Raw genomic sequence first — 18,311 nt, 5'->3', positions numbered from 1 at the left:
TTTCGTCGTTCCGGGGCGTGCGAAGCGTGACCCGGAACCTCGAGAATCCGGGTTCGATGCTGCGCATCGCCCCGGAATGACGGATGGAGGGTTAAACCCCCTCTTCGTTGAACTTGCTTTCGACGAGCTCGGTGATCGCTTCAATCGCGGCTTCGGCATCAGTGCCGGCCGCCGCGACCGTGATCGTCGTGCCGGGTCCTGCAGCTAACATCATCAGGCCCATGATCGAGGTGCCGCCGACGGTCTCGCCGCCACGCGTCACCCACACCTGCGCGTTGAAACGCTCGACCGCCTGGACGAATTTCGCCGAGGCGCGGGCGTGCAGGCCGCGCTTGTTGATGATCAGGAGCTCCTTGGAGATCGCGCCTGCCGGCACGCCAGCCCCGGCTTGTGGCGCGTCGTCGCTCATTTGCCGGCGAGCACGCGACTGGCAATGGTGACGTATTTGCGGCCCGCTTCCTGAGCCATCGCGATCGCGTCCGGCAGCGGGCGCTCCTCGCGGACCTTGGCGAGCTTCACCAGCATGGGCAGGTTGATGCCCGCGAGCACTTCGACCTTGGGCCGGCTCATGCAGGAAATCGCAAGATTCGACGGCGTGCCGCCGAACATGTCGGTGAGGATCGCGACGCCATCGCCGGAATCGACGCGGTTAACCGCCTCGATGATGTCGCTTCGACAGAGATCGGAATCATCTTCAGCGCCGATCGTAATCGCTTCGATTTGCTTTTGTGGACCCATCACGTGCTCAAGCGCCGCCTTGAATTCGTCGGCAAGGCGCCCGTGGGTCACAAGTACTAGACCAATCATCGGAAAACTCCCGCGGGCGCTTTTGGTGCGCCGCACGAACGCGCCACTTTGACCATCCAGAGCCCCCGCGCAAGAGGGGATGTTGCGCATCTCCCTGAATCTAGACGGATGGATGAGGGGAGCTGCGCCGGTCTACTCGGTCGCGAGTGTGTGGCTCATATGGTTACCATTTCCCTTCAAACAATCGCCTCAGGCGTTAGCCGAAGGTTAACTCTTGGTAGTGGTCAAGGCCGCGACAACCAAGGGGAGGGGCGAATAGTCGCGGCCAACAGGGATTCGCGGTATTTCGACACCGAAAACCAGGGTTTTCAACGATTCCAGCGGCGGCAGGCGTTCGGCGTCGTCGGCGTCCAGATCGACCACGAGGCCGACCGTCGCACGCTCCACGAAGTCGCAGCGGCGGATCCCCAGCCCCCGAATCTCGATCAGGCCGGCGAGGACAGGCACGGGGCGCACCTCAATTTCATGGCCGACTGTCGCCAGATGGACACGGTCGTCGCCGACCAAAACGGCGCTTTCGAGCATCCCCGCGCGGCCCGCCATGATTAAATCGAAGGCAAGGCGCGATTTGCCGGCGCCCGACGGCCCGCGGATCAACACCGCCAGGGATCCGACCTTCACCGCTGATGCGTGAACGCTCGGCCGGCCGTCGTTCAACCTGCCTTGGCTCATAGCGCCGGCAGCCTCACCACGAAGCGCGCGCCGGCAACCGTCGGTGCGCCGTCTTCGTCAGTGGGGCCAGCGCGGTTCTCGGCCCAGATGCGCCCGCCATGGGCGTCGACGATCTGCTTGGAGATCGAGAGGCCAAGCCCCGAGTTCTGGCCGAAGCCCTGATGCGGCCGGTCCGTATAGAAGCGCTCGAAGATGCGCTCCAGCGCGTCGTCGCGGATGCCGGGGCCGTCATCGTCGACGACGATCTCGATCTCGCCGCGGGTCCGGCGGCAGGTCAGGCGCACCTTGGCTCCGGCTTCCGAGAAGGATTGGGCGTTGGAGAGCAGGTTGGAAACCACCTGCCCGAGCCGCGAATCATGGCCCGTCACCGAGAACGTGTCGGTCGGACTGCGGCCCTCGAAGCGCGCCTCGACGGCGACGTCGTGGCCGAGCTTGGTTTCATTGGCGACCGCAACCAGCGTTCCGAGCAGCCGCTTGAGATCGACCGGGATCGCATCCTGCCGCTGCAATTCGGCATCGAGCCGGCTTGCGTCGGAGATGTCGGAGATCAGCCGGTCGAGCCGCTTGACGTCATGCTCGATCACCTCGAGCAGGCGGGCGCGGCTGTTCTCGTTGCGCGCCAGCGGCATGGTCTCGACCGCGGAGCGCAGCGAGGTCAGCGGGTTCTTCAGCTCGTGGGCGACGTCGGCGGCGAACATCTCGATCGCCTCGATCCGCTTGTAGAGCGCGTTGGTCATGTCGCGCAACGCGCCGGAGAGGTGGCCGATCTCGTCGCGGCGACGCGTGAAGTCGGGAATCTCGACGCGGGTCTTGATGCGGCGGCGGACGCGTTCGGCGCTGTCTGCGAGCCGGCGCACCGGGCCCGCGATCGTGCTTGCCAGCAGCAGCGACAGCATGATCATGACAGCTGCGGCGACGCCGCCGACCTTGAGGATCGCGAGGCGCTCGGCCGTGACCATCTGGTCGATCTCGTCGCCCTGGGTCGACAGCATCAGCGCGCCGTGAATCGCGCGTGAACGCTGCACGGGGACGGCAACCGAGACGATCACCTCGCCGCGCGAATTGACCCGCACCATCGAGCGCTTCTGGCCCTGCAGCGCATCGGCGACTTCGACATAGCCATTGCCGTTTTCGCGCCCGAGTTCGCGATAGAGCGGCAGGTCGCCGCGGTTCAGCCAGGTGCGCACCGCGGACTTGACGCGCTCGACCACGCCCGGCTTTTCCGACAGCGGCGGCAGCGGAATGCCCCGCACGATATCGAGATCACGGCTGTCGAGCAGCACGCTCCCGTTGGGATCGAAAATCCGCGCGCGGGTCTTGGTTGGCGAGATCAGCGTGCTCAGCACCGGCGCCACGCGCTCCGGATTGATCGGAAAATCCAGCGAATCATCCACTCCGCCGTAGCTCTCGCCCAGCTTCAGGTCGAGCAGCCGTTCCGGATCGACGGTGATCGCATTGGTCTGCACCGTTGCGGATGCGCCGATGGCGCCGGCAATGATCTCGGCCTGCACCAGGAGGCTCTGCGCGCGCGCGTCGATCAGGCCGGCGCGGAACTGCGACAGATACAGGATGCTCGCGACCAGCGCGACGAGGCCGGCAAGGTTGAGCGAGACGATGCGGCGAGTCAGGCTCGAGAACGACAGCGCGAAAAAGAACTGTCCGGCGCGCTTGAGCCAGTTCAGCGGCCCCCAGCCTCTTGCAACCGGCTTGTCCTCATGGTCCGAGGCGCCGTGGGATGCGATGTCCTCGGCGTTCGAACTCGAATCAGGCTGCGTTCGGTCAAGCAATGCTTACGCCCGCGTTAGGACAGCTCGTTGCGACGGTCCCGCATCCTAGAGCATGCCCGGTTCTGATGGAATCAGAACCGGGCTTGAGCTCTTTGTGAAGGCGCGTCGCGCCTCAGGCTTCCTTGAAGCGGTAGCCGACGCCGTAGAGCGTCTCGATCATCTCGAAATCGTTGTCGACCACCTTGAACTTCTTGCGCAGCCGCTTGATGTGGCTGTCGATGGTGCGGTCGTCGACATAGACCTGGTCGTCATAGGCCGCGTCCATCAGCGCGTTGCGGCTCTTGACCACGCCGGGCCGGGTCGCCAGCGCCTGGAGGATCAGGAATTCGGTGACCGTCAGGGTCACCGGCTCGTTCTTCCAGGTGCAGGTATGCCGTTCCGGATCCATGCGCAGCAGGCCGCGGTCGAGTGCCTTGGCATCGTTCTCCTTCGGTGCGACGGTCGGATCCTTCGGCGCCGAGCGCCGCAGCACGGCCTTGACGCGTTCCACCAGGAGGCGCTGCGAGAACGGTTTGCGGATGAAATCGTCCGCGCCCATCTTGAGGCCGAACAGCTCGTCGATCTCCTCGTCCTTGGAGGTCAGGAAGATCACCGGCAGGTCGGACTTTTGCCTGAGGCGGCGCAGCGTCTCCATGCCGTCCATGCGCGGCATCTTGATGTCGAGGATGGCGAGATCAGGCTGGGTGGTGCGGAAGCCGTCCAGCGCCGAGGCGCCGTCGGTATAAGTCATGATGCGATAGCCTTCGGCTTCCAGCGCGATCGAGACGGATGTGAGAATGTTGCGGTCGTCGTCGACCAAAGCGATTGTGGGCATGAGCCTCTGCTTTCTGCTTTCCGTTTGGGTCGTGGCTTAAAACGGCGAGCAATCCAGTGATGCGCCGCATACATGGGTGCCGAATTGGCGTTCGAACCTTGTCACCGAGCAATGCAAGCTGGGCTGAAGTGTGACCAAGTTCCACGAAACACGGCGGATTCGCCGCATATCGACCCATAACCGGGTTCGGGTTTACCCGAAAAAAGGCCCGCCTTGCAACCACCTGAGCCGAGAAAGCCCATGCAACCGACCCCCGATTTTGTTCCCCAAAAGCTCGCCAAATCGCTGCTCAGGCGCTCACGGCAGGGTGCGCTGGCAACTCTCATGGCTGGCAGCGGCGATCCCTATTGTTCCCTGGTCAATCTGGCCAGCCACCCCGACGGTTCGCCGATTCTGCTGATCTCGCGGCTGGCGGTCCACACCAGGAATATCCTCAGCGACTGCCGGGTCTCCCTGATGCTGGACGAGCGCGCCCCGGGCGATCCGCTGGAAGGTGGCCGGATCATGCTGTCCGGCCGGGCCGAGCAGGCCGAGGGTGAGAAGGATTTGCTCCAGCGGCGGTATCTCAATGCTCATCCTTCGGCGGAAGCCTTTGTTTCATTTAAGGATTTTTCGTTCTTCCGGATCATCCCTTCGGGAACCCATCTGGTCGCCGGTTTCGGCCGGATTGTCGATCTCAAGCCGGAGCAGTTCCTCACGGACCTGGCCGGCGCCGACGACCTGCTGGCGGCGGAGGAGGGCGCTATTGAGCATATGAATGCCGACCACCGCGAGGCCATGGCCCTTTATGCAGCGAAGCTGCTGGGTGCGGCTGAGGGCGATTGGCGCTGCACCGGCTGCGACCCCGAAGGCCTCGACATGCAGGACGGCCAGACCGCGCTGCGCCTCGATTTTCCGGAGCGGGTCACCACCGGTCAGGCGCTGCGCAAGATGCTGGTACGTCTGGTGGGCGAAGCGCGCGCCAAGGTGAACCAAAAAGCGGACTAGCTACGACACATTGAACGTCGCCTCCCATCGCTGCGACCCAAGATCGTGATCGGTCCGAGGTTGGCAGCGAGGGTTCATGGCACGTCGTCGTTTGGCATTGGTCGCTGGCCTTGCGCTTGCGATCACGGCATCTCATGCCACGCTCGGCCTCGCCCAGACGGGCGGCCTTGCCGCGCAGAGCGCGCGCATCAATGCGCTGAGAACCGCCGGCAAATATTCCGAAGCCTTGCCGCTGGCGCAGGCCATGGTGGCCGCGCTCGAGAAGACCAGCAACAACCGCGATCTCGCCGCCGCACTCAACAATCTCGCGCAGATCTATGCCGACCAGGGACACGACGATCAGGCCGAGCCGATCTACAAGCGCGCCATCGCGCTGATGGAGAAGGGGACGGGCCTCGACAGCGTCGAGATTGCGCCGGTGCTGAACAATCTCGCCGCGCTCGATCAGCGGCAGGGCCGCTTCGCGGATGCCGAGCCGCTGTTCAAGCGCGCGCTGGCCGTCCGCGAGAAGGCACTGTCGCGCGAGCATCCCGATGTCGGCCAGTCCCTCAACAATCTCGCCACGCTCTATGTGAAGCAGGAGCGCTTTGCGGAGGCCGAGCCGCTTTTCCAGCGGGCGCTCGCGATCTTTCAGAAGGTCGGCGGTCCCGAGCACCCCGCGGTCGCGACGCTCTTGAACAATATCGGCCAGCTTGATCGCGATCTCGGTCGTGATGCAGAGGCCGAGGCCCCGATCAAGCGGTCGCTCGCGATCCGCGAGAAGGTGTTGGGAGCGGATCATCCCGACGTCGCGCGCTCTCTCAACAATCTCGCCGGACTTTACGAGCACGAGCGGCGCTATGCCGATGCCGAGCCGCTGTATCGCCGCGCGCTTGCCATCCGCGAGCGTGCACTTGGGCCCGATCATCCTGATGTCGCGACATCGACCAGCAATCTCGCTTATTTCCTCTACGTGTCCGGGCGAATTGCGGACGCGTTGCCGCTCGCGGAAAAAACCTTTGCGGGTGATCGCGCGCAGCTGCGTGTGGTGTTGCCGATCCTGTTTGCTGCGCGTCAGCAATCCCTGCTGCCTGATGACAAGGCGCTGGACAAGGCGCTCGCCGCGATCCAGCGTGGCACCCAATCTTCCGCAGCCTCGGCCGTGAACAAGCTTGCCGTAAGGCTCGCTGCAGGCACCGACCGGCTCGCCGAGCTGGTGCGCAAGGACCAGGATCTCGCGGCTGAATCCGACGCGCTCGACAAGGCGATCATCGCGGCCGTGTCGAAGTCATCGGCGCAACGCGACGTCGCCTCCGAGCAGCGGAGTCGGGCGCGGATCGCGGCGATCGCAAGCGAGCGCACCGCGTTGCAGAAGACGCTCGCCGTCGAGTTTCCCGACTACGCCTCGCTCTCCAACCCGCTGCCTTTGACGGTGAAGGATGTGCAGTCTCTCCTGTCGGCCGACGAGGCGATGGTGCTCCATTCCGTCGTCGACAAGCGAAGCTATGTCATCGCCATCACGCGCGAGAGCGCGGACTGGAAAGAAATCCCGCTTGGCGCGGACGCGCTGGCGCAGAAGGTGACCGCATTCCGCAGAGGTCTCGATGTCGGCAAGGCCCGCGATGGCTCCGGCAAATCAGGCCGCTTTGATCTCGCGCTCGCCAACGAGCTCTACGTCACGCTGCTCGGCCCGGTCGAGGCGCTGATCAAGGACAAACGCAGTCTGCTCACGGTGCCATCTGGCGCCCTGACCGCGCTGCCGTTTCACTTGCTCGTCACGGAGACACCGCCGGCTGCGATTCCGGACACGCTTGAAGGCTATCGCAGTGCGGCCTGGCTGCTGCGGCGACAGGCCATCTCGGTGCTGCCATCGGTCGTCAGCCTGAAGTCGCTGCGGGCCTTCGCGCGCAGGGACGAGGGCGTCAAGCCGATGACAGGCTTCGGCGACCCAGTTTTCAATCCCGCCGAGGGCGGCCCTTCCGACCGGCGCGCAGCAGCCGGAAAAGTCGCCGCGCGCAATATCGCTACATCAGCCTATACCGATTTCTGGCGCGGCGCAGGCGTCGATCGCGCGCGGCTCGCGCAGGCGCTGCCGCAGCTTCCCGACACCGCAGACGAATTGAATGCTGTAGCGAAAGACGTCGGCGCGGCTGATGCCGACATCCATCTCGGCCGCGATGCCAGTGAAGCGACGCTCAAGCGTGCACCGCTTGCTCAATACGGCATCATCTACTTTGCGACTCATGGCCTCGTTGCCGGCGATATCAAGGGTGTGGGCGAGCCGTCGCTTGCGCTCTCGATACCCGATCAGCCGTCCGAGCTCGACGACGGTCTGCTCACAGCGAGCGAGGTTGCGCAGCTCAAGCTCAATGCAGGCTGGGTCGTGCTGTCGGCCTGCAACACGATCGCCGGCGACAAGCCTGGCGCCGAAGCGCTGTCCGGACTGGCGCGCGCCTTCTTCTATGCCGGCGCACGCGCGCTGTTGGTTTCGCATTGGGCAGTGGATTCAGAGGCTGCCACCCGCTTGACCACTTCGACTTTCGATTTGCTCAAAAACGAACCAGGAATCGGCAGAGCCGAAGCCCTTCGGCGCGCGATGTTAACGTATGCTGATGACACCTCGTCGCCCCGCAATGCGTATCCCGCAATGTGGGGGCCGTTCGCGCTCATCGGCGAAGGCGCGGTACGATAGAACGGCGCGCCATTGTGCGTCGCAAAACATTCGATAACGCCGAAAGCTGCGTTTGGTTGCGCGATCATTGGTGATTTTCGATGCGCGCGTTCAGAGCTGACATGCGCGACGTTTGGCGCGGTCCTTGAATAAACCAAAACCTGCGGGATCAGCTTGGCAACGCCAGCGTTCATCAGTATTAGGTCATCCAGCCGAGGCCAACCGGCCTGTAATTCACGGTGACTGCGATGGCGCCAAAGCTTGGTCGCGCTTGATGTCGCGGGTTCTAGGAGGATTCTTCGTGCAAGAGACGGGCGTGCGAAACGGTGCCTTCGGCGCCGACAAATTCGGCTTAAAGAATCTCAAGCAGGTTCACTGGAATCTCGGCGCGCCGCAACTCTATCAATACGCGCTCTCCGCGGGCGAAGCGGTGCTGTCCGCTGACGGTTCGCTCTGCGCTGATACCGGTGAGTTCACCGGTCGCAGCCCGAAGGACAAGTTCACGGTGCGTGACGCCACCACCGACAAGAAGATGTGGTGGGCCGGCAATCAGTCGATCACTGCTGAGCAGTTCGAGACGCTCTATCAGGACTTCCTCAAGCATGCCGAAGGCAAGAGGCTGTTCGCGCAGGATCTCTATGGCGGCGCCGATCCGGCCTACCGCATCAAGACGCGTGTCTTCACCGAGCTCGCCTGGCACTCGCTGTTCATCCGCACGCTGCTGATCCGCCCCGAGGCGATCGAGCTGTCGACCTTCGTGCCCGAACTTACCATCATCGACATGCCGAGCTTCCGCGCAGATCCCAAGCGCCATGGCTGCAGGTCGGAGAACGTCGTCGCGATCGACTTCGCCCGCAAGATCGTGCTGATCGGTGGCTCCTACTATGCCGGCGAGATGAAGAAGTCGGTCTTCACTACGCTGAACTATTACCTGCCCGAGCGCGGCGTGATGCCGATGCACTGCTCGGCGAACGTTGGCGCCAATGGCGACACCGCGATCTTCTTCGGACTGTCGGGGACGGGCAAGACCACGCTCTCGGCCGATCCGAACCGCACGCTGATCGGCGACGACGAGCACGGCTGGGGCCCGAACGGCGTCTTCAATTTCGAGGGCGGCTGCTACGCCAAGTGCATCAAGCTCTCGAAGGAGGCCGAGCCGGAGATCTACGCGGCGTCGACCCGCTTCGGCGCGGTGCTCGAGAACTGCGTGCTCGACGAAGACACCCGCGTGGTCGATTTCGACGACGGCTCCAAGACCGAGAACACGCGTTCGGCCTATCCGCTCGACTTCATCCCGAACGCGTCGCGCACCGGTCGCGCGCCGCAGCCGAAGAACGTGGTGATGCTCGCCGCCGACGCTTTCGGCGTGCTGCCGCCGATCGCAAAACTCTCGCCGGCGCAGGCGATGTATCACTTCCTCTCCGGCTACACCGCGAAGGTCGCCGGCACCGAGCGCGGCCTCGGCAACGAGCCGCAGCCGGAATTCTCGACCTGCTTCGGCTCGCCCTTCCTGCCGCTCGATCCATCCGTCTACGGCAACATGCTGCGTGATCTCATCGCCCAGCACAATGTCGACTGCTGGCTGGTCAACACCGGCTGGACCGGCGGCAAGTATGGCACCGGTTCGCGCATGCCGATCAAGGTGACGCGCGCGCTGCTCACCGCCGCGCTCGACGGTTCGCTTCGCAACGTCGAATTCCGCACCGACAGATATTTCGGCTTCGCGGTCCCGACAGCGCTGCCGGGCGTGCCGAGCGAGATCCTCAACCCGGTCAACACCTGGAAGGACAAGGACGAGTTCGACAAGACCGCGCGCGCGCTGGTCGGCATGTTCCAGAAGAACTTTGCCAAGTTCGAAGCGCAGGTGGATGCAGAGGTGCGTGCGGCGGCTCCGGACGTGAAGCTCGCGGCGGAGTAAACGCTCTGTCTTCAATGCAAAAGGGCGGCCGCGAGGCCGCCCTTTTTGTTTGTGGCACGATCTCTCCCCTCGTCATTGCGAGCGCAGCGAAGCAATCCAGGCTGTCTCCGCGGACAGACTCTGGATTGCTTCGCTGCGCTCGCAATGACGGGGAAGCAACTACGCCTTGAAATACGCAATCTGCGTCGTGGTCGCGAGCAGCCGTCCGTTCGGCGACCACAGCTCGGCGTTCTGGTCGGCGTAGCTCTTGTGCATGATTTTCGAGTCGGCCGTCGCCAGCACGCGCGTGACGTCCTCAGCCGCGAGCTCTTCGCTGTCCGTATGGAAATACGTCGTCAGCGACACCGTGCCGAACGGCACCAGCTCGCGCCGGACATGGAAGATGCGACCGAAGAAGGCGTCCGACATCGACGTCAGCGACAGCATGTCGAGCTTGCGCGGTTCGCGATCGCGGATCCAGATTTTCGAGTAGGTGCTGGCGAGCTCGGCCTGCGGCGGGCCGAGCCGCATCTCGCCCTCGACGAAGCGGAATTCGTACTGATTGGCCCAGGATGCCTGGATCTTCGGGAATGGCAGCGTCTGCTCGAACGGCTTTGCATCAGGGTATTGCGCGACCCTGTGCTCCCAGGACGGCCGGCGCTCGGCGAACACTGCGGTGGCGAGCGTTGCGACCTCGCCGCCGCCCTGCGACAGTTCGACGCTCCAGTGCTGGCTGGAGCGGTTGGCCTTCACCAGGCGGATATCGAGGTCGAACGGGCCTTTGGCAATCGGCGCGCAGTAGTTGACGGTCAGCGCCAGCGGATCGCCGGCGGCTTGCGGATGCTCGATCAGCGCGCGCAGGATGGTCGCGGCGGTGGCGCCGCCGAATGGACCGACGAAGGCCCAGTAGTCGTCGCTGGTGTGCCCCTGCCAGCTCGAGTCACCGGCGGTGATGCGGGTCGCGTCATCGAAAGGGTGTGGGAGCTTGGCGTGCATGGTGATGTCCGGCGTTCAATGACGAACGTCATATCACGTCCATCGCCGGCTTGCGCAATTACCTCAGACGTAGCCGCTTCCACGCCGCGGAAATATCAGCCGGTTGCGTCGCGCCGATCTTCGGCTGTCTGGAATGGCGGCGTGATCGGATTGACCGGCACGTTCCAGATCTCCTCGGCATATTCGCGGATGGTACGATCGGACGAGAACCAGGCCATGCGCGCGACATTGAGGATGGAGGCTCTCGTCCAGGCCGGCGCCACCTGCCAGCGCGCGTCGACAGCGCGCTGCGTCTCGTAATAGGAATCGAAATCGGCGCTGACCATGTAATGGTCGAGATAGCGCAGCGCATGCGCGATCGATTCGAAGCGGCCGGGATCGCCGGGCGAGAACTCGCCGGCGCCGATCGCGTTGATGGCGCGCTGCAGCTTCGGCGAATTGCGGATCACGTCCGAGGCGTCCAGCCCCTGCTTGCGACGGATCATGACGTCGCCGGCTTCCATGCCGAAGATCGCGATGTTCTCCACGCCGACCTGGTCGCGAATCTCGATATTGGCGCCGTCGAGCGTGCCGATGGTGATGGCGCCGTTGAGCGCCAGCTTCATGTTGCCGGTGCCGGAGGCTTCCATGCCGGCGGTGGAGATCTGTTCGGACAGGTCGGCCGCGGGAATGATCACTTCGGCGAGGCTGACATTATAGTCGGGCAGGAAGACGACCTTCAGCTTGCCGCCGATCGTGGAATCGTTGTTGACGACTTCGGCGACGTCGTTGATCAGCTTGATGATCAGTTTTGCGTAGCGGTAGCTTGCCGCCGCCTTGCCGGCAAAGATCTTCACCCGCGGCACCCAATTGCCGTTGGGATCGTCCTTGATCGACTGGTACAGCGCGACCGTCTCGATGATGTTCAGGAGCTGACGCTTGTATTCGTGGATGCGCTTAATCTGCACGTCGAACAAAGCGGTCGGGTCCACCTTGATGCCGAGCCGCTCGCCGATCAGGCGGGCCAGCGCCGTCTTGTTGTGGAGCTTGACGCTGCGGAATTTCTTCTGGAATTCGGCGTCGCTGGCGCGCGCCTCGATCAGCGAGAGCTGGGTCGGGTCGTCGAGCACGGCTTCGCCGCAGGTCTCGCGCAAGAGATCGGTCAGCCTCGGGTTCGCCAGCATCAGCCAGCGGCGGAAGGTGATGCCGTTGGTCTTGTTGGTGATGCGGCCGGGATAGAGATGGTTGAGATCGTGGAACACGGTCTCGCGCATCAGGTCCGAATGCATCGCCGAGACGCCGTTGATGCGGTGCGAGCCGACGAAGGCGAGCTGGCCCATGCGCACGCGGCGGCCGCTCCTCTCGTCGATCAGCGAGACCGAGGCACGGAAGTCGATGTCGCCGGGCGCGCGCGCTTCGGCAAGCGCGAGATGCTGCACGTTGATGCGGTAGATAATCTCGAGATGGCGCGGCAAGAGCCGCTCGAACAGCTCGACCGGCCAGGTCTCCAGCGCTTCGGGCAGCAGCGTGTGGTTGGTGTAGGACAGCGTCGCGACGGTGATCTTCCAGGCCTCGTCCCAGCGGAAATTATGGAGGTCGACGAGGATGCGCATCAGCTCGGTGACGGCAAGGCTCGGATGGGTGTCGTTGAGCTGCACTGCGACCTTGGCCGACAGGCTGCGCAGCTGGCCATCGGATGACAGGTGCCGCTTGATCAGATCCTGCAGCGAGGCCGAGACGAAGAAATATTCCTGCCGCAGCCGCAGCTCGCGGCCCGCCGGGCTCTCGTCGTTCGGATAGAGGAATTTGCAGATCGCCTCCGCGCGCGATTGCTCGGCGCTGGCGCTGACATAGTCGCCCATGTTGAAGGCATCGAGCTTGAGCGGATCGGGCGAGCGCGCCGACCACAGCCGCAGCGCATTGACGTGCTGGCCGCGCCAGCCGACGATCGGCGTGTCATAGGCTATCGCTTGCACGGTCTCGCCCGGATGCCAGATCGCGCGGTCGCGGCCCTTGTCGTCGACATGCTCGACGCCGCCGCCGAAATTGACGTCGTAGATCACTTCCGGCCGCTGCAATTCCCAGGGATTGCCGAAGCCGAGCCATTCGTCCGGATATTCCTGCTGCCAGCCTTGATTGATGATCTGGCGAAACAGACCGTAATCGTAGCGGATGCCGTAGCCGATCGCGGGGATCGACAGCGTCGCCATGCTCTCCATGAAGCAGGCGGCGAGACGGCCGAGGCCGCCATTGCCGAGCGCCGCATCCGGCTCGCATTTGCGCAGCTCGGGCAGCGAAACGCCGAGATCGCCGAGCGCGACCTCGAAGATCTTCAAGAGCCCCATGTTGTTGAGTGCGTCGGTGAAGAGACGGCCGATCAGGAATTCGAGCGAGAGATAATAGACGCGCTTGCGGCCCGCGTCGTAGCTGCGCTTCTCGGCCGAGAGCCAGCGGTGCACGATACGGTCGCGCAGCGCCAGTGCCGCGGCCTGGTACCAGTCGTGCCTGGTTGCCATGCCCGCGTCCTTGCCGATGGCAAGGCGCAGCTTCGCCAGGATCGCGCCCTTGATCTCCGCCAGCGCGAGCTCGTCGATGGGCTGACCGGGGGCTGGGAAACTTGACTGGAACGATTGATCTTGCAAGGCCGTCACTTCCTGGTCGACTGAAACACCACTAAACCCTACGCGTCTTGTAACTCTAAAGGTCTTGCCCCTGCACCGGAACCATCGCTGGCGCGGCAGTGCACTGCGCTGGCGTAAAATTATGCAAGGAACGGGCCGCTTTGGGAACCCGGACCAGCACGGAGAAACGCTGATTTGGTGCTACAGTGAGCGCAGATTCAGCCATCACTGTGGAGGAGACGCCTCATGAGACTGCTGATCGAAATCGCGGCCGCAGCGCTTCTCGTCATCTGCATCGCCAGTTCGAGCGCCGCCTTCGCCGCCGGCAAGCGCAGCGCTGATGGCCTCAGCTGCGGCTTCTCCCTCCCGCAAAACGCCACGCCTGCGCAGCGCTGCGCCGCCATCAAGCGCCAATGCGGCGGCAAGTTTTACGCCAGCGCGTGCGGGGACAGGTTGATGTCGGCGGCGAATTGAGGCGAGCTGGGGCGAAGCGAACTGCCGCCCATCGTCGTCCTGGCGAACCCTATGACGGGTCACTTTCGACGAGGTCTATTCTTCGTCGCTAGGCGCCTGCATGACCGCTTCGATGTCTTCGGGGGTCATGGTGGTTGTTGGCAACAAGTCGTTGAGTTGATCGAATGTGATGATACCCATCGGACGGCCTAGTTCGAGTGCCATTCGGATTGCATCCTGTCGTCTCACGTGTAGGTCCTCCAACAAGCTCTTCTACAAAGAGAAAAGACCTTCGACTTCGTATTGCCATTCCCTTGGAACAAATTAAGAACACTTTAGCAAGTCTTTGATATATCATTGTGATTCGGCGCATTGCCGACACAATATCTAGGGTCTGACAGCCGTCGCGAGGACTACATGTCCACCATTGCCTTCGATCAGTTTGCACTCACCCGGATCGCCGATTTCGCGCGGTCGCTGTCGCGGCTGCACCAGGCGGCGCGGCGTCATGCGGTCGACGACGACCAGTTCGACCGCGAGTTCAACGCGGTGTGCCAGTCGATCTGGGGCTACACCATCGACGACATCAGCGACGATCTGTTCGCGCCCGAGGATCATCATTTCCTCGACACGCTGGACGAAGCCCATGCGCGCATCTTCGCAGCCGAGCAGGGCTATGACCTCGTCGGCGAGACCGGCATGCTGACCGATTGGTGGGGCTTCTGCTGGATGATTTTGGCCGAGAAGCGCGGCCTGCTGACGGCCGAAAATCGCGCCGCCGCGCGCGCTGCGATCGAGGAGAAATATCTGGCCGCGCCGAATGTGATCGGGGTGATCATCGGGCGGTAGTGCGACCACCGTCATCGCTTCGCTACGTTCGCAATGACGGTGTGGAAACAGTCGGGCCTTAATCCAGCCCCGCCCGCTTCGCCGATTTCGCCGTTGCCTTCGGCACGGCCGTCACGTCAGGCAGCGTCTCGCGTACGATCTCGGCGGCCGGGGCATCGGCCGCCACTGTCTCCGCGCGCACCGGCGCCACCTTCATCTCGCCGAGGCGAGCGCGAACCTGTGCGGTGAGGCCGGGATAGGACGCGACCGGAGTGAACTCCGCGGTCTGCTCCTGGCCGAGGCGGATGCCGGTATAGGCAACGAGACCATCGGTGGTGGCGATGACATCGCCGGCCTTCAGCGAACCGTCGAGCGTCAGATCGACCGGTGCCAGCCCGGCCGGCTCGCGGCCGTTGCAGGTGCAGTCCGCGCGCAGCGCCTTGCGGTAGGCGAAGGCGTTCTCGCTGTCGGCGTAGCGCTCGCCGGTCTGTGAATAAGCGCCGTCGATCGAGGAGCCGAAATACACTTTTGTCGCGGTGGCAGGGCAGAAGGCCTGACACATCTGCGCCGGCGAAGCGAGGCCGCGCATCAGCGGAAAATATTTGCCGTCGCAGCTACGCACGCAGAACGCAGGGCCGGAGCCGCCCGCCGCCGCCGTGCGTGTCGGTGGCACATATTGGGGCTGGCCTTGGGTCTGCTGACTGGCGAAGGGATCGACGAAGGAGCTCGCCTGCGGCGGCACGTCGCGCTGGGGCCGCTGCTGCTGTAGTCCGCCGAAGAAGAAGTCGAACAGGCCCTCGGCTGAAACCGGGGCGGGGGCTGCAAGCAGCGGGCCTGCGAGAATGGCGGCCACAAGCATCGCGCGACGCCGCCGGCGCGCATGGGACACAATGGTACGCAACGCTTACTCCACCCGACGCTACTGAACCGGCCGGGACCGTCAGGTCTCAGCACATGATTCACCATAAAGCGGGATGGTAAATGAGCGGTTGAGGGGGCGCAGCGCGGCCGCTTAGGCCTTCAGGAATTCCGACGCCTTGTACAGCGAGCGGAACGGCAGGCCGGCTGCGCCAAAGGTGTCGGTGGCGCCTTCCTCGCGGTCGACCATGGTCAGCACCAGCACGACTTCGGCACCGGTCTCGCGCACGGATTCCACGGCCTTCATGGCCGAGCCGCCTGTCGTGGTGACGTCCTCGACGATCACGACGCGCTTGCCGGCGAGCGTCTCGCCTTTGGGCAGGCCTTCGATCGCCAGCTTGGCGCCATGCTCCTTCGGCTTCTTGCGCACGAAGAAGGCCGCGATCGGGTGGCCCTTGATCCAGGAGATCTGCGCCAGCGCACCGGCGAGCGGCACCGCGCCCATCTCGAGCCCGCCGATGAAATCGAGATTGTCGTCCTTCAGCGTCTCATAGGTGAGCTCGGCGAGCAGCGTCGCGCCCTCGGGGTCGAGCATGGTCGGCTTGAGGTTGAAATAGAAATCGCTCTTGCGGCCCGACGCGAGCGTCACCTCGCCCCGGCCGAAGGAGCGGCGGCGGATGATTTCGAACAGGCGGGCACGGGAGGCAGATTTCGACACGGTGGTCCCTCGAACAGCGTTTTTGAGAGGTGGCGGAATTTATCCGCGACCGCCACGACATTCCAGTGGGGGTGTCTACCGTCAACAGGGATCGGCCATCCCGCTCCGCCGGTTGTGGGGGTGCAAGCTCCTGGAGTAGGTGGATGCCCGATATCGCGGGCAAGAAACTGGGCAAGAAACCGGGTAAGGAAACAGGCAAATGACCATCGAGCTGCACACCTGGAACACGCCGAACGGCCGCAAAATCTCGGTCGCGCTGGAGGAAATGGGGCTGCCCTACAAGGTGGTTCCGGTGAACATCACCAAGGGCGAGCAGATGGCGCCCGGGTTCCTCAAACTGTCCCCCAACAACAAGATCCCCGCGATCCTCGACCCGGAGGGCCCGGACGGCAAGCCGGTCAGCATCTTCGAATCCGGCGCGATCCTGCTCTATCTCGGCGAAAAGACCGGCAAATTCCTGCCCAAATCGCTTGGCGAGCGCATTCCGGTCTACGAATGGCTGATGTGGCAGATGGGCGGCTTTGGCCCGATGCCCGGCCAGGTGCATCATTTCATTGCGCTCGAGAACGAGCAGGACCGCGCCTATGGGCTCAAGCGCTACATGGCGGAGACCCGCCGGCTTTACGGCGTGCTCGACCGTCGCCTCGATAGCCGCGAGTTCGTCGCCGGCAACCTCTCGGTCGCCGATTTCGCCATCCTCGGGTGGGCCTGGCGCCATCCCCGCCACAAGGTGGATCTGGCCGATTTCCCCAACGTCAAGCGCTGGTACGAGACGCTGATGGCGCGTCCGGCCGTGAAGCGGGGGATGGAGGCGAAGCTGGATTGAGGCTTCTCTTCTCTCTCTCCCCGTTGTTACGGGGAGAGGGTTGGGGTGTGGGGGCCTGTCTCCGCAGATGAGATGCCCGTGAGACCTGTGCCCCCTCACCCGGATTGCTCCGCAATCCGACCTCTCCCCGCAGGCGGGGAGAGGTGAAGATCACACCTTCTTCGCTTCCACGGCCATCCGCACGGCAAGGCCCGCCAGCACGGTGCCCATCAGCCAGCGCTGGACCAGCATCCAGCTCGGCCGGCTCGCCAGGAACAGCGCGATCGATCCGGCCGCGAGCGCGATGATCGCATTGACGCTGACGCTGATCGCGATCTGGATCGCGCCCAGCGCCACCGACTGGGTCAGCACGCTGCCGGCCGTGGGGTCGATGAACTGTGGCAGCAGAGCGAGATACAGCATCGCGATCTTCGGATTGAGCAGATTGGTGACGAGCCCCATCGTGAACAATTTGGGCGGGCTGTCGATCGCGAGCTGCTTCACCTGGAACGGCGAGCGGCCGCCCGGCTTCACCGCCTGCCAGGCCAGCCAGAGCATGTAGCCGGCGCCGGCAAAGCGCAGCGCGTCATAGGCGAAGGGAATGGCGAGCAACAGCGCCGTAATGCCGAACGCCGCACACAGCATGTAGAACACGAAGCCCAGCGCAACGCCGCCGAGCGAGACGATGCCGGCCGCCGGTCCCTGCGTGATCGAGCGCGAGATCAGATAGATCATGTTCGGCCCAGGCGTGAGCACGAGACCGAGGCAGACGAGGGCGAAGCCGAGCAGAGCGGAGGTGTGGGGCATGGCTGAACCGGTGCGGGAGATGCAGCGGTTCTAATAGGCGCGGGACCGCGCGGCCATCGCGCAATTGCACGGAGGACAATTCGGTTCGGTTCTACGTCCCCGCCTGCGCGGTGCGGATAAACGCAGCGAAGCGCTCCACCGCCAAACGTAAAGGCTCCGCGAGGACAGGATCGGCGGCGATGCCATGTTCGTCCCAGGCGCCGCCCAGCAGCGGCAGGGTCACGCAGGCCTCCGTGGCGAGCCGCGCCGACATCGTCTCCAGCGTCAGCGTCAGGGCGGCCAGCGCGTGCGTTGCGCGCGGTGAGGTGTTGATCAGCGCGACGGGCTTGTCAGGGAATTCATGACTCCCCACCAGCCAGTCGAGCGCGTTCTTCAATACGCCCGCGACGCCGCGGGCATATTCGGGACTCGAGATCAGGAGCCCGTCGACGCGTCCGATCAGCTCCCGCATCGCGCCGACAGGCGCAGGCACATCGTCGCCATCGAGATCCGGATTGAAGAAAGGCAGGCCGGCAATTCCCTCGAACAGGATCACCTCGACGCCAGCAGGGGCAAGCTGCGCGGCTGCGCGCAACACGGCTGTATTGCTCGAACCGGCCCGCAGGCTTCCGGAGATGGCTGCGATCTTCATG

17 protein-coding genes and 1 pseudogene are annotated in these 18,311 nt (G+C 64.0%); 6 read left to right on the top strand and 12 right to left on the bottom strand.

Going from position 1 to position 18,311, the window contains the following annotated elements; all coding sequences use genetic code 11:
* Window positions 1-91: 91 nt before the first annotated feature.
* The 5 genes and pseudogenes from L6639_RS06240 to L6639_RS06220 form a co-directional block, all read right to left on the bottom strand.
* The gene (locus L6639_RS06240) at window positions 92-409 is read right to left on the bottom strand and encodes an HPr family phosphocarrier protein (RefSeq protein WP_237859847.1); all 318 of its coding nucleotides are present in this window, start codon (window positions 407-409) and stop codon (window positions 92-94) included.
* Window positions 406-807, bottom strand: a complete 402-nt coding sequence (locus L6639_RS06235; RefSeq protein ID WP_007597752.1) for a PTS sugar transporter subunit IIA — start codon at window positions 805-807, stop codon at window positions 406-408. The genes L6639_RS06240 and L6639_RS06235 overlap by 4 nt, the downstream gene beginning before the upstream one ends.
* Before the next feature lie 189 nt (window positions 808-996).
* Window positions 997-1,464: pseudogene (locus L6639_RS06230) on the bottom strand (HPr kinase/phosphorylase).
* 11 nt (window positions 1,465-1,475) lie between these two features.
* Complete coding sequence (locus L6639_RS06225; protein WP_237859845.1) at window positions 1,476-3,266, bottom strand: sensor histidine kinase; 1,791 nt, start codon at window positions 3,264-3,266, stop codon at window positions 1,476-1,478.
* 112 nt (window positions 3,267-3,378) lie between these two features.
* Window positions 3,379-4,080: a response regulator transcription factor gene (locus tag L6639_RS06220; RefSeq protein WP_027535781.1), complete on the bottom strand. Its 702-nt coding sequence runs from the start codon at window positions 4,078-4,080 to the stop codon at window positions 3,379-3,381.
* Window positions 4,081-4,320: 240 nt separating this feature from the next.
* Here L6639_RS06220 and L6639_RS06215 point away from each other — a divergent pair, with 240 nt between their 5' ends.
* From L6639_RS06215 to L6639_RS06205, 3 genes are all read left to right on the top strand, one after another.
* On the top strand, window positions 4,321-5,067 hold the full coding sequence (locus L6639_RS06215; protein ID WP_237859844.1) for a HugZ family pyridoxamine 5'-phosphate oxidase: 747 nt from the start codon (window positions 4,321-4,323) through the stop codon (window positions 5,065-5,067).
* 76 nt (window positions 5,068-5,143) lie between these two features.
* Window positions 5,144-7,738: a CHAT domain-containing protein gene (locus L6639_RS06210; protein WP_237859841.1), complete on the top strand. Its 2,595-nt coding sequence runs from the start codon at window positions 5,144-5,146 to the stop codon at window positions 7,736-7,738.
* Window positions 7,739-8,018: 280 nt separating this feature from the next.
* Window positions 8,019-9,635: a phosphoenolpyruvate carboxykinase gene (locus tag L6639_RS06205; RefSeq protein ID WP_237859839.1), complete on the top strand. Its 1,617-nt coding sequence runs from the start codon at window positions 8,019-8,021 to the stop codon at window positions 9,633-9,635.
* A 159-nt stretch (window positions 9,636-9,794) separates the two neighbouring features.
* On the opposite strand, the gene L6639_RS06200 is transcribed toward L6639_RS06205, so the two are convergent.
* Together L6639_RS06200 and L6639_RS06195 are read right to left on the bottom strand one after the other, a co-directional pair.
* Window positions 9,795-10,610, bottom strand: coding sequence for an acyl-CoA thioesterase (locus L6639_RS06200; RefSeq protein WP_237859838.1), 816 nt, complete (start codon window positions 10,608-10,610; stop codon window positions 9,795-9,797).
* 95 nt (window positions 10,611-10,705) lie between these two features.
* Window positions 10,706-13,231, bottom strand: a complete 2,526-nt coding sequence (locus tag L6639_RS06195; protein WP_237859836.1) for a glycogen/starch/alpha-glucan phosphorylase — start codon at window positions 13,229-13,231, stop codon at window positions 10,706-10,708.
* 225 nt (window positions 13,232-13,456) lie between these two features.
* Here L6639_RS06195 and L6639_RS06190 point away from each other — a divergent pair, with 225 nt between their 5' ends.
* Window positions 13,457-13,684 carry a hypothetical protein gene (locus L6639_RS06190; RefSeq protein WP_237859834.1) on the top strand — a complete coding sequence of 76 codons (228 nt, stop codon included), beginning with the start codon at window positions 13,457-13,459 and terminating at the stop codon, window positions 13,682-13,684.
* Window positions 13,685-13,759: 75 nt separating this feature from the next.
* Here the strand turns inward: L6639_RS06190 and L6639_RS06185 are convergent, their stop codons facing one another.
* Entirely contained in the window at window positions 13,760-13,912 is a 153-nt protein-coding gene (locus tag L6639_RS06185; RefSeq protein ID WP_271608031.1) for an RNA polymerase sigma factor region1.1 domain-containing protein, read from the bottom strand.
* A gap of 168 nt (window positions 13,913-14,080) precedes the next feature.
* Between L6639_RS06185 and L6639_RS06180 the strand changes: the two genes are divergently transcribed.
* Window positions 14,081-14,512, top strand: a complete 432-nt coding sequence (locus L6639_RS06180; protein ID WP_237859829.1) for a hypothetical protein — start codon at window positions 14,081-14,083, stop codon at window positions 14,510-14,512.
* Window positions 14,513-14,570: 58 nt separating this feature from the next.
* Here L6639_RS06180 and L6639_RS06175 read toward each other — a convergent pair whose 3' ends face one another.
* Both L6639_RS06175 and pyrE read right to left on the bottom strand, forming a co-directional pair.
* Window positions 14,571-15,350 (bottom strand): DUF2865 domain-containing protein, encoded by a 780-nt coding sequence (locus L6639_RS06175; protein WP_237861290.1) that lies wholly within the window; start codon window positions 15,348-15,350, stop codon window positions 14,571-14,573.
* A 153-nt stretch (window positions 15,351-15,503) separates the two neighbouring features.
* Window positions 15,504-16,067 (bottom strand): orotate phosphoribosyltransferase, encoded by a 564-nt coding sequence (pyrE, locus tag L6639_RS06170; protein WP_237859827.1) that lies wholly within the window; start codon window positions 16,065-16,067, stop codon window positions 15,504-15,506.
* A gap of 199 nt (window positions 16,068-16,266) precedes the next feature.
* Between pyrE and L6639_RS06165 the strand changes: the two genes are divergently transcribed.
* Window positions 16,267-16,893 (top strand): glutathione S-transferase family protein, encoded by a 627-nt coding sequence (locus tag L6639_RS06165; protein ID WP_237859824.1) that lies wholly within the window; start codon window positions 16,267-16,269, stop codon window positions 16,891-16,893.
* Window positions 16,894-17,043: 150 nt separating this feature from the next.
* Here the strand turns inward: L6639_RS06165 and L6639_RS06160 are convergent, their stop codons facing one another.
* Together L6639_RS06160 and L6639_RS06155 are read right to left on the bottom strand one after the other, a co-directional pair.
* Complete coding sequence (locus L6639_RS06160; protein WP_237859822.1) at window positions 17,044-17,679, bottom strand: LysE family translocator; 636 nt, start codon at window positions 17,677-17,679, stop codon at window positions 17,044-17,046.
* A gap of 91 nt (window positions 17,680-17,770) precedes the next feature.
* The gene (locus L6639_RS06155; protein WP_237859820.1) at window positions 17,771-18,310 is read right to left on the bottom strand and encodes an NADPH-dependent FMN reductase; all 540 of its coding nucleotides are present in this window, start codon (window positions 18,308-18,310) and stop codon (window positions 17,771-17,773) included.
* Window position 18,311 lies beyond the last annotated feature (1 nt).

It is taken from the genome of Bradyrhizobium zhengyangense, from assembly GCF_022012555.1.
GTDB lineage: Bacteria > Pseudomonadota > Alphaproteobacteria > Rhizobiales > Xanthobacteraceae > Bradyrhizobium > Bradyrhizobium zhengyangense.
The sequence above is the reverse complement of the archived record's forward strand: the minus strand, read 5'-3'. Positions and strand labels throughout refer to the sequence as shown.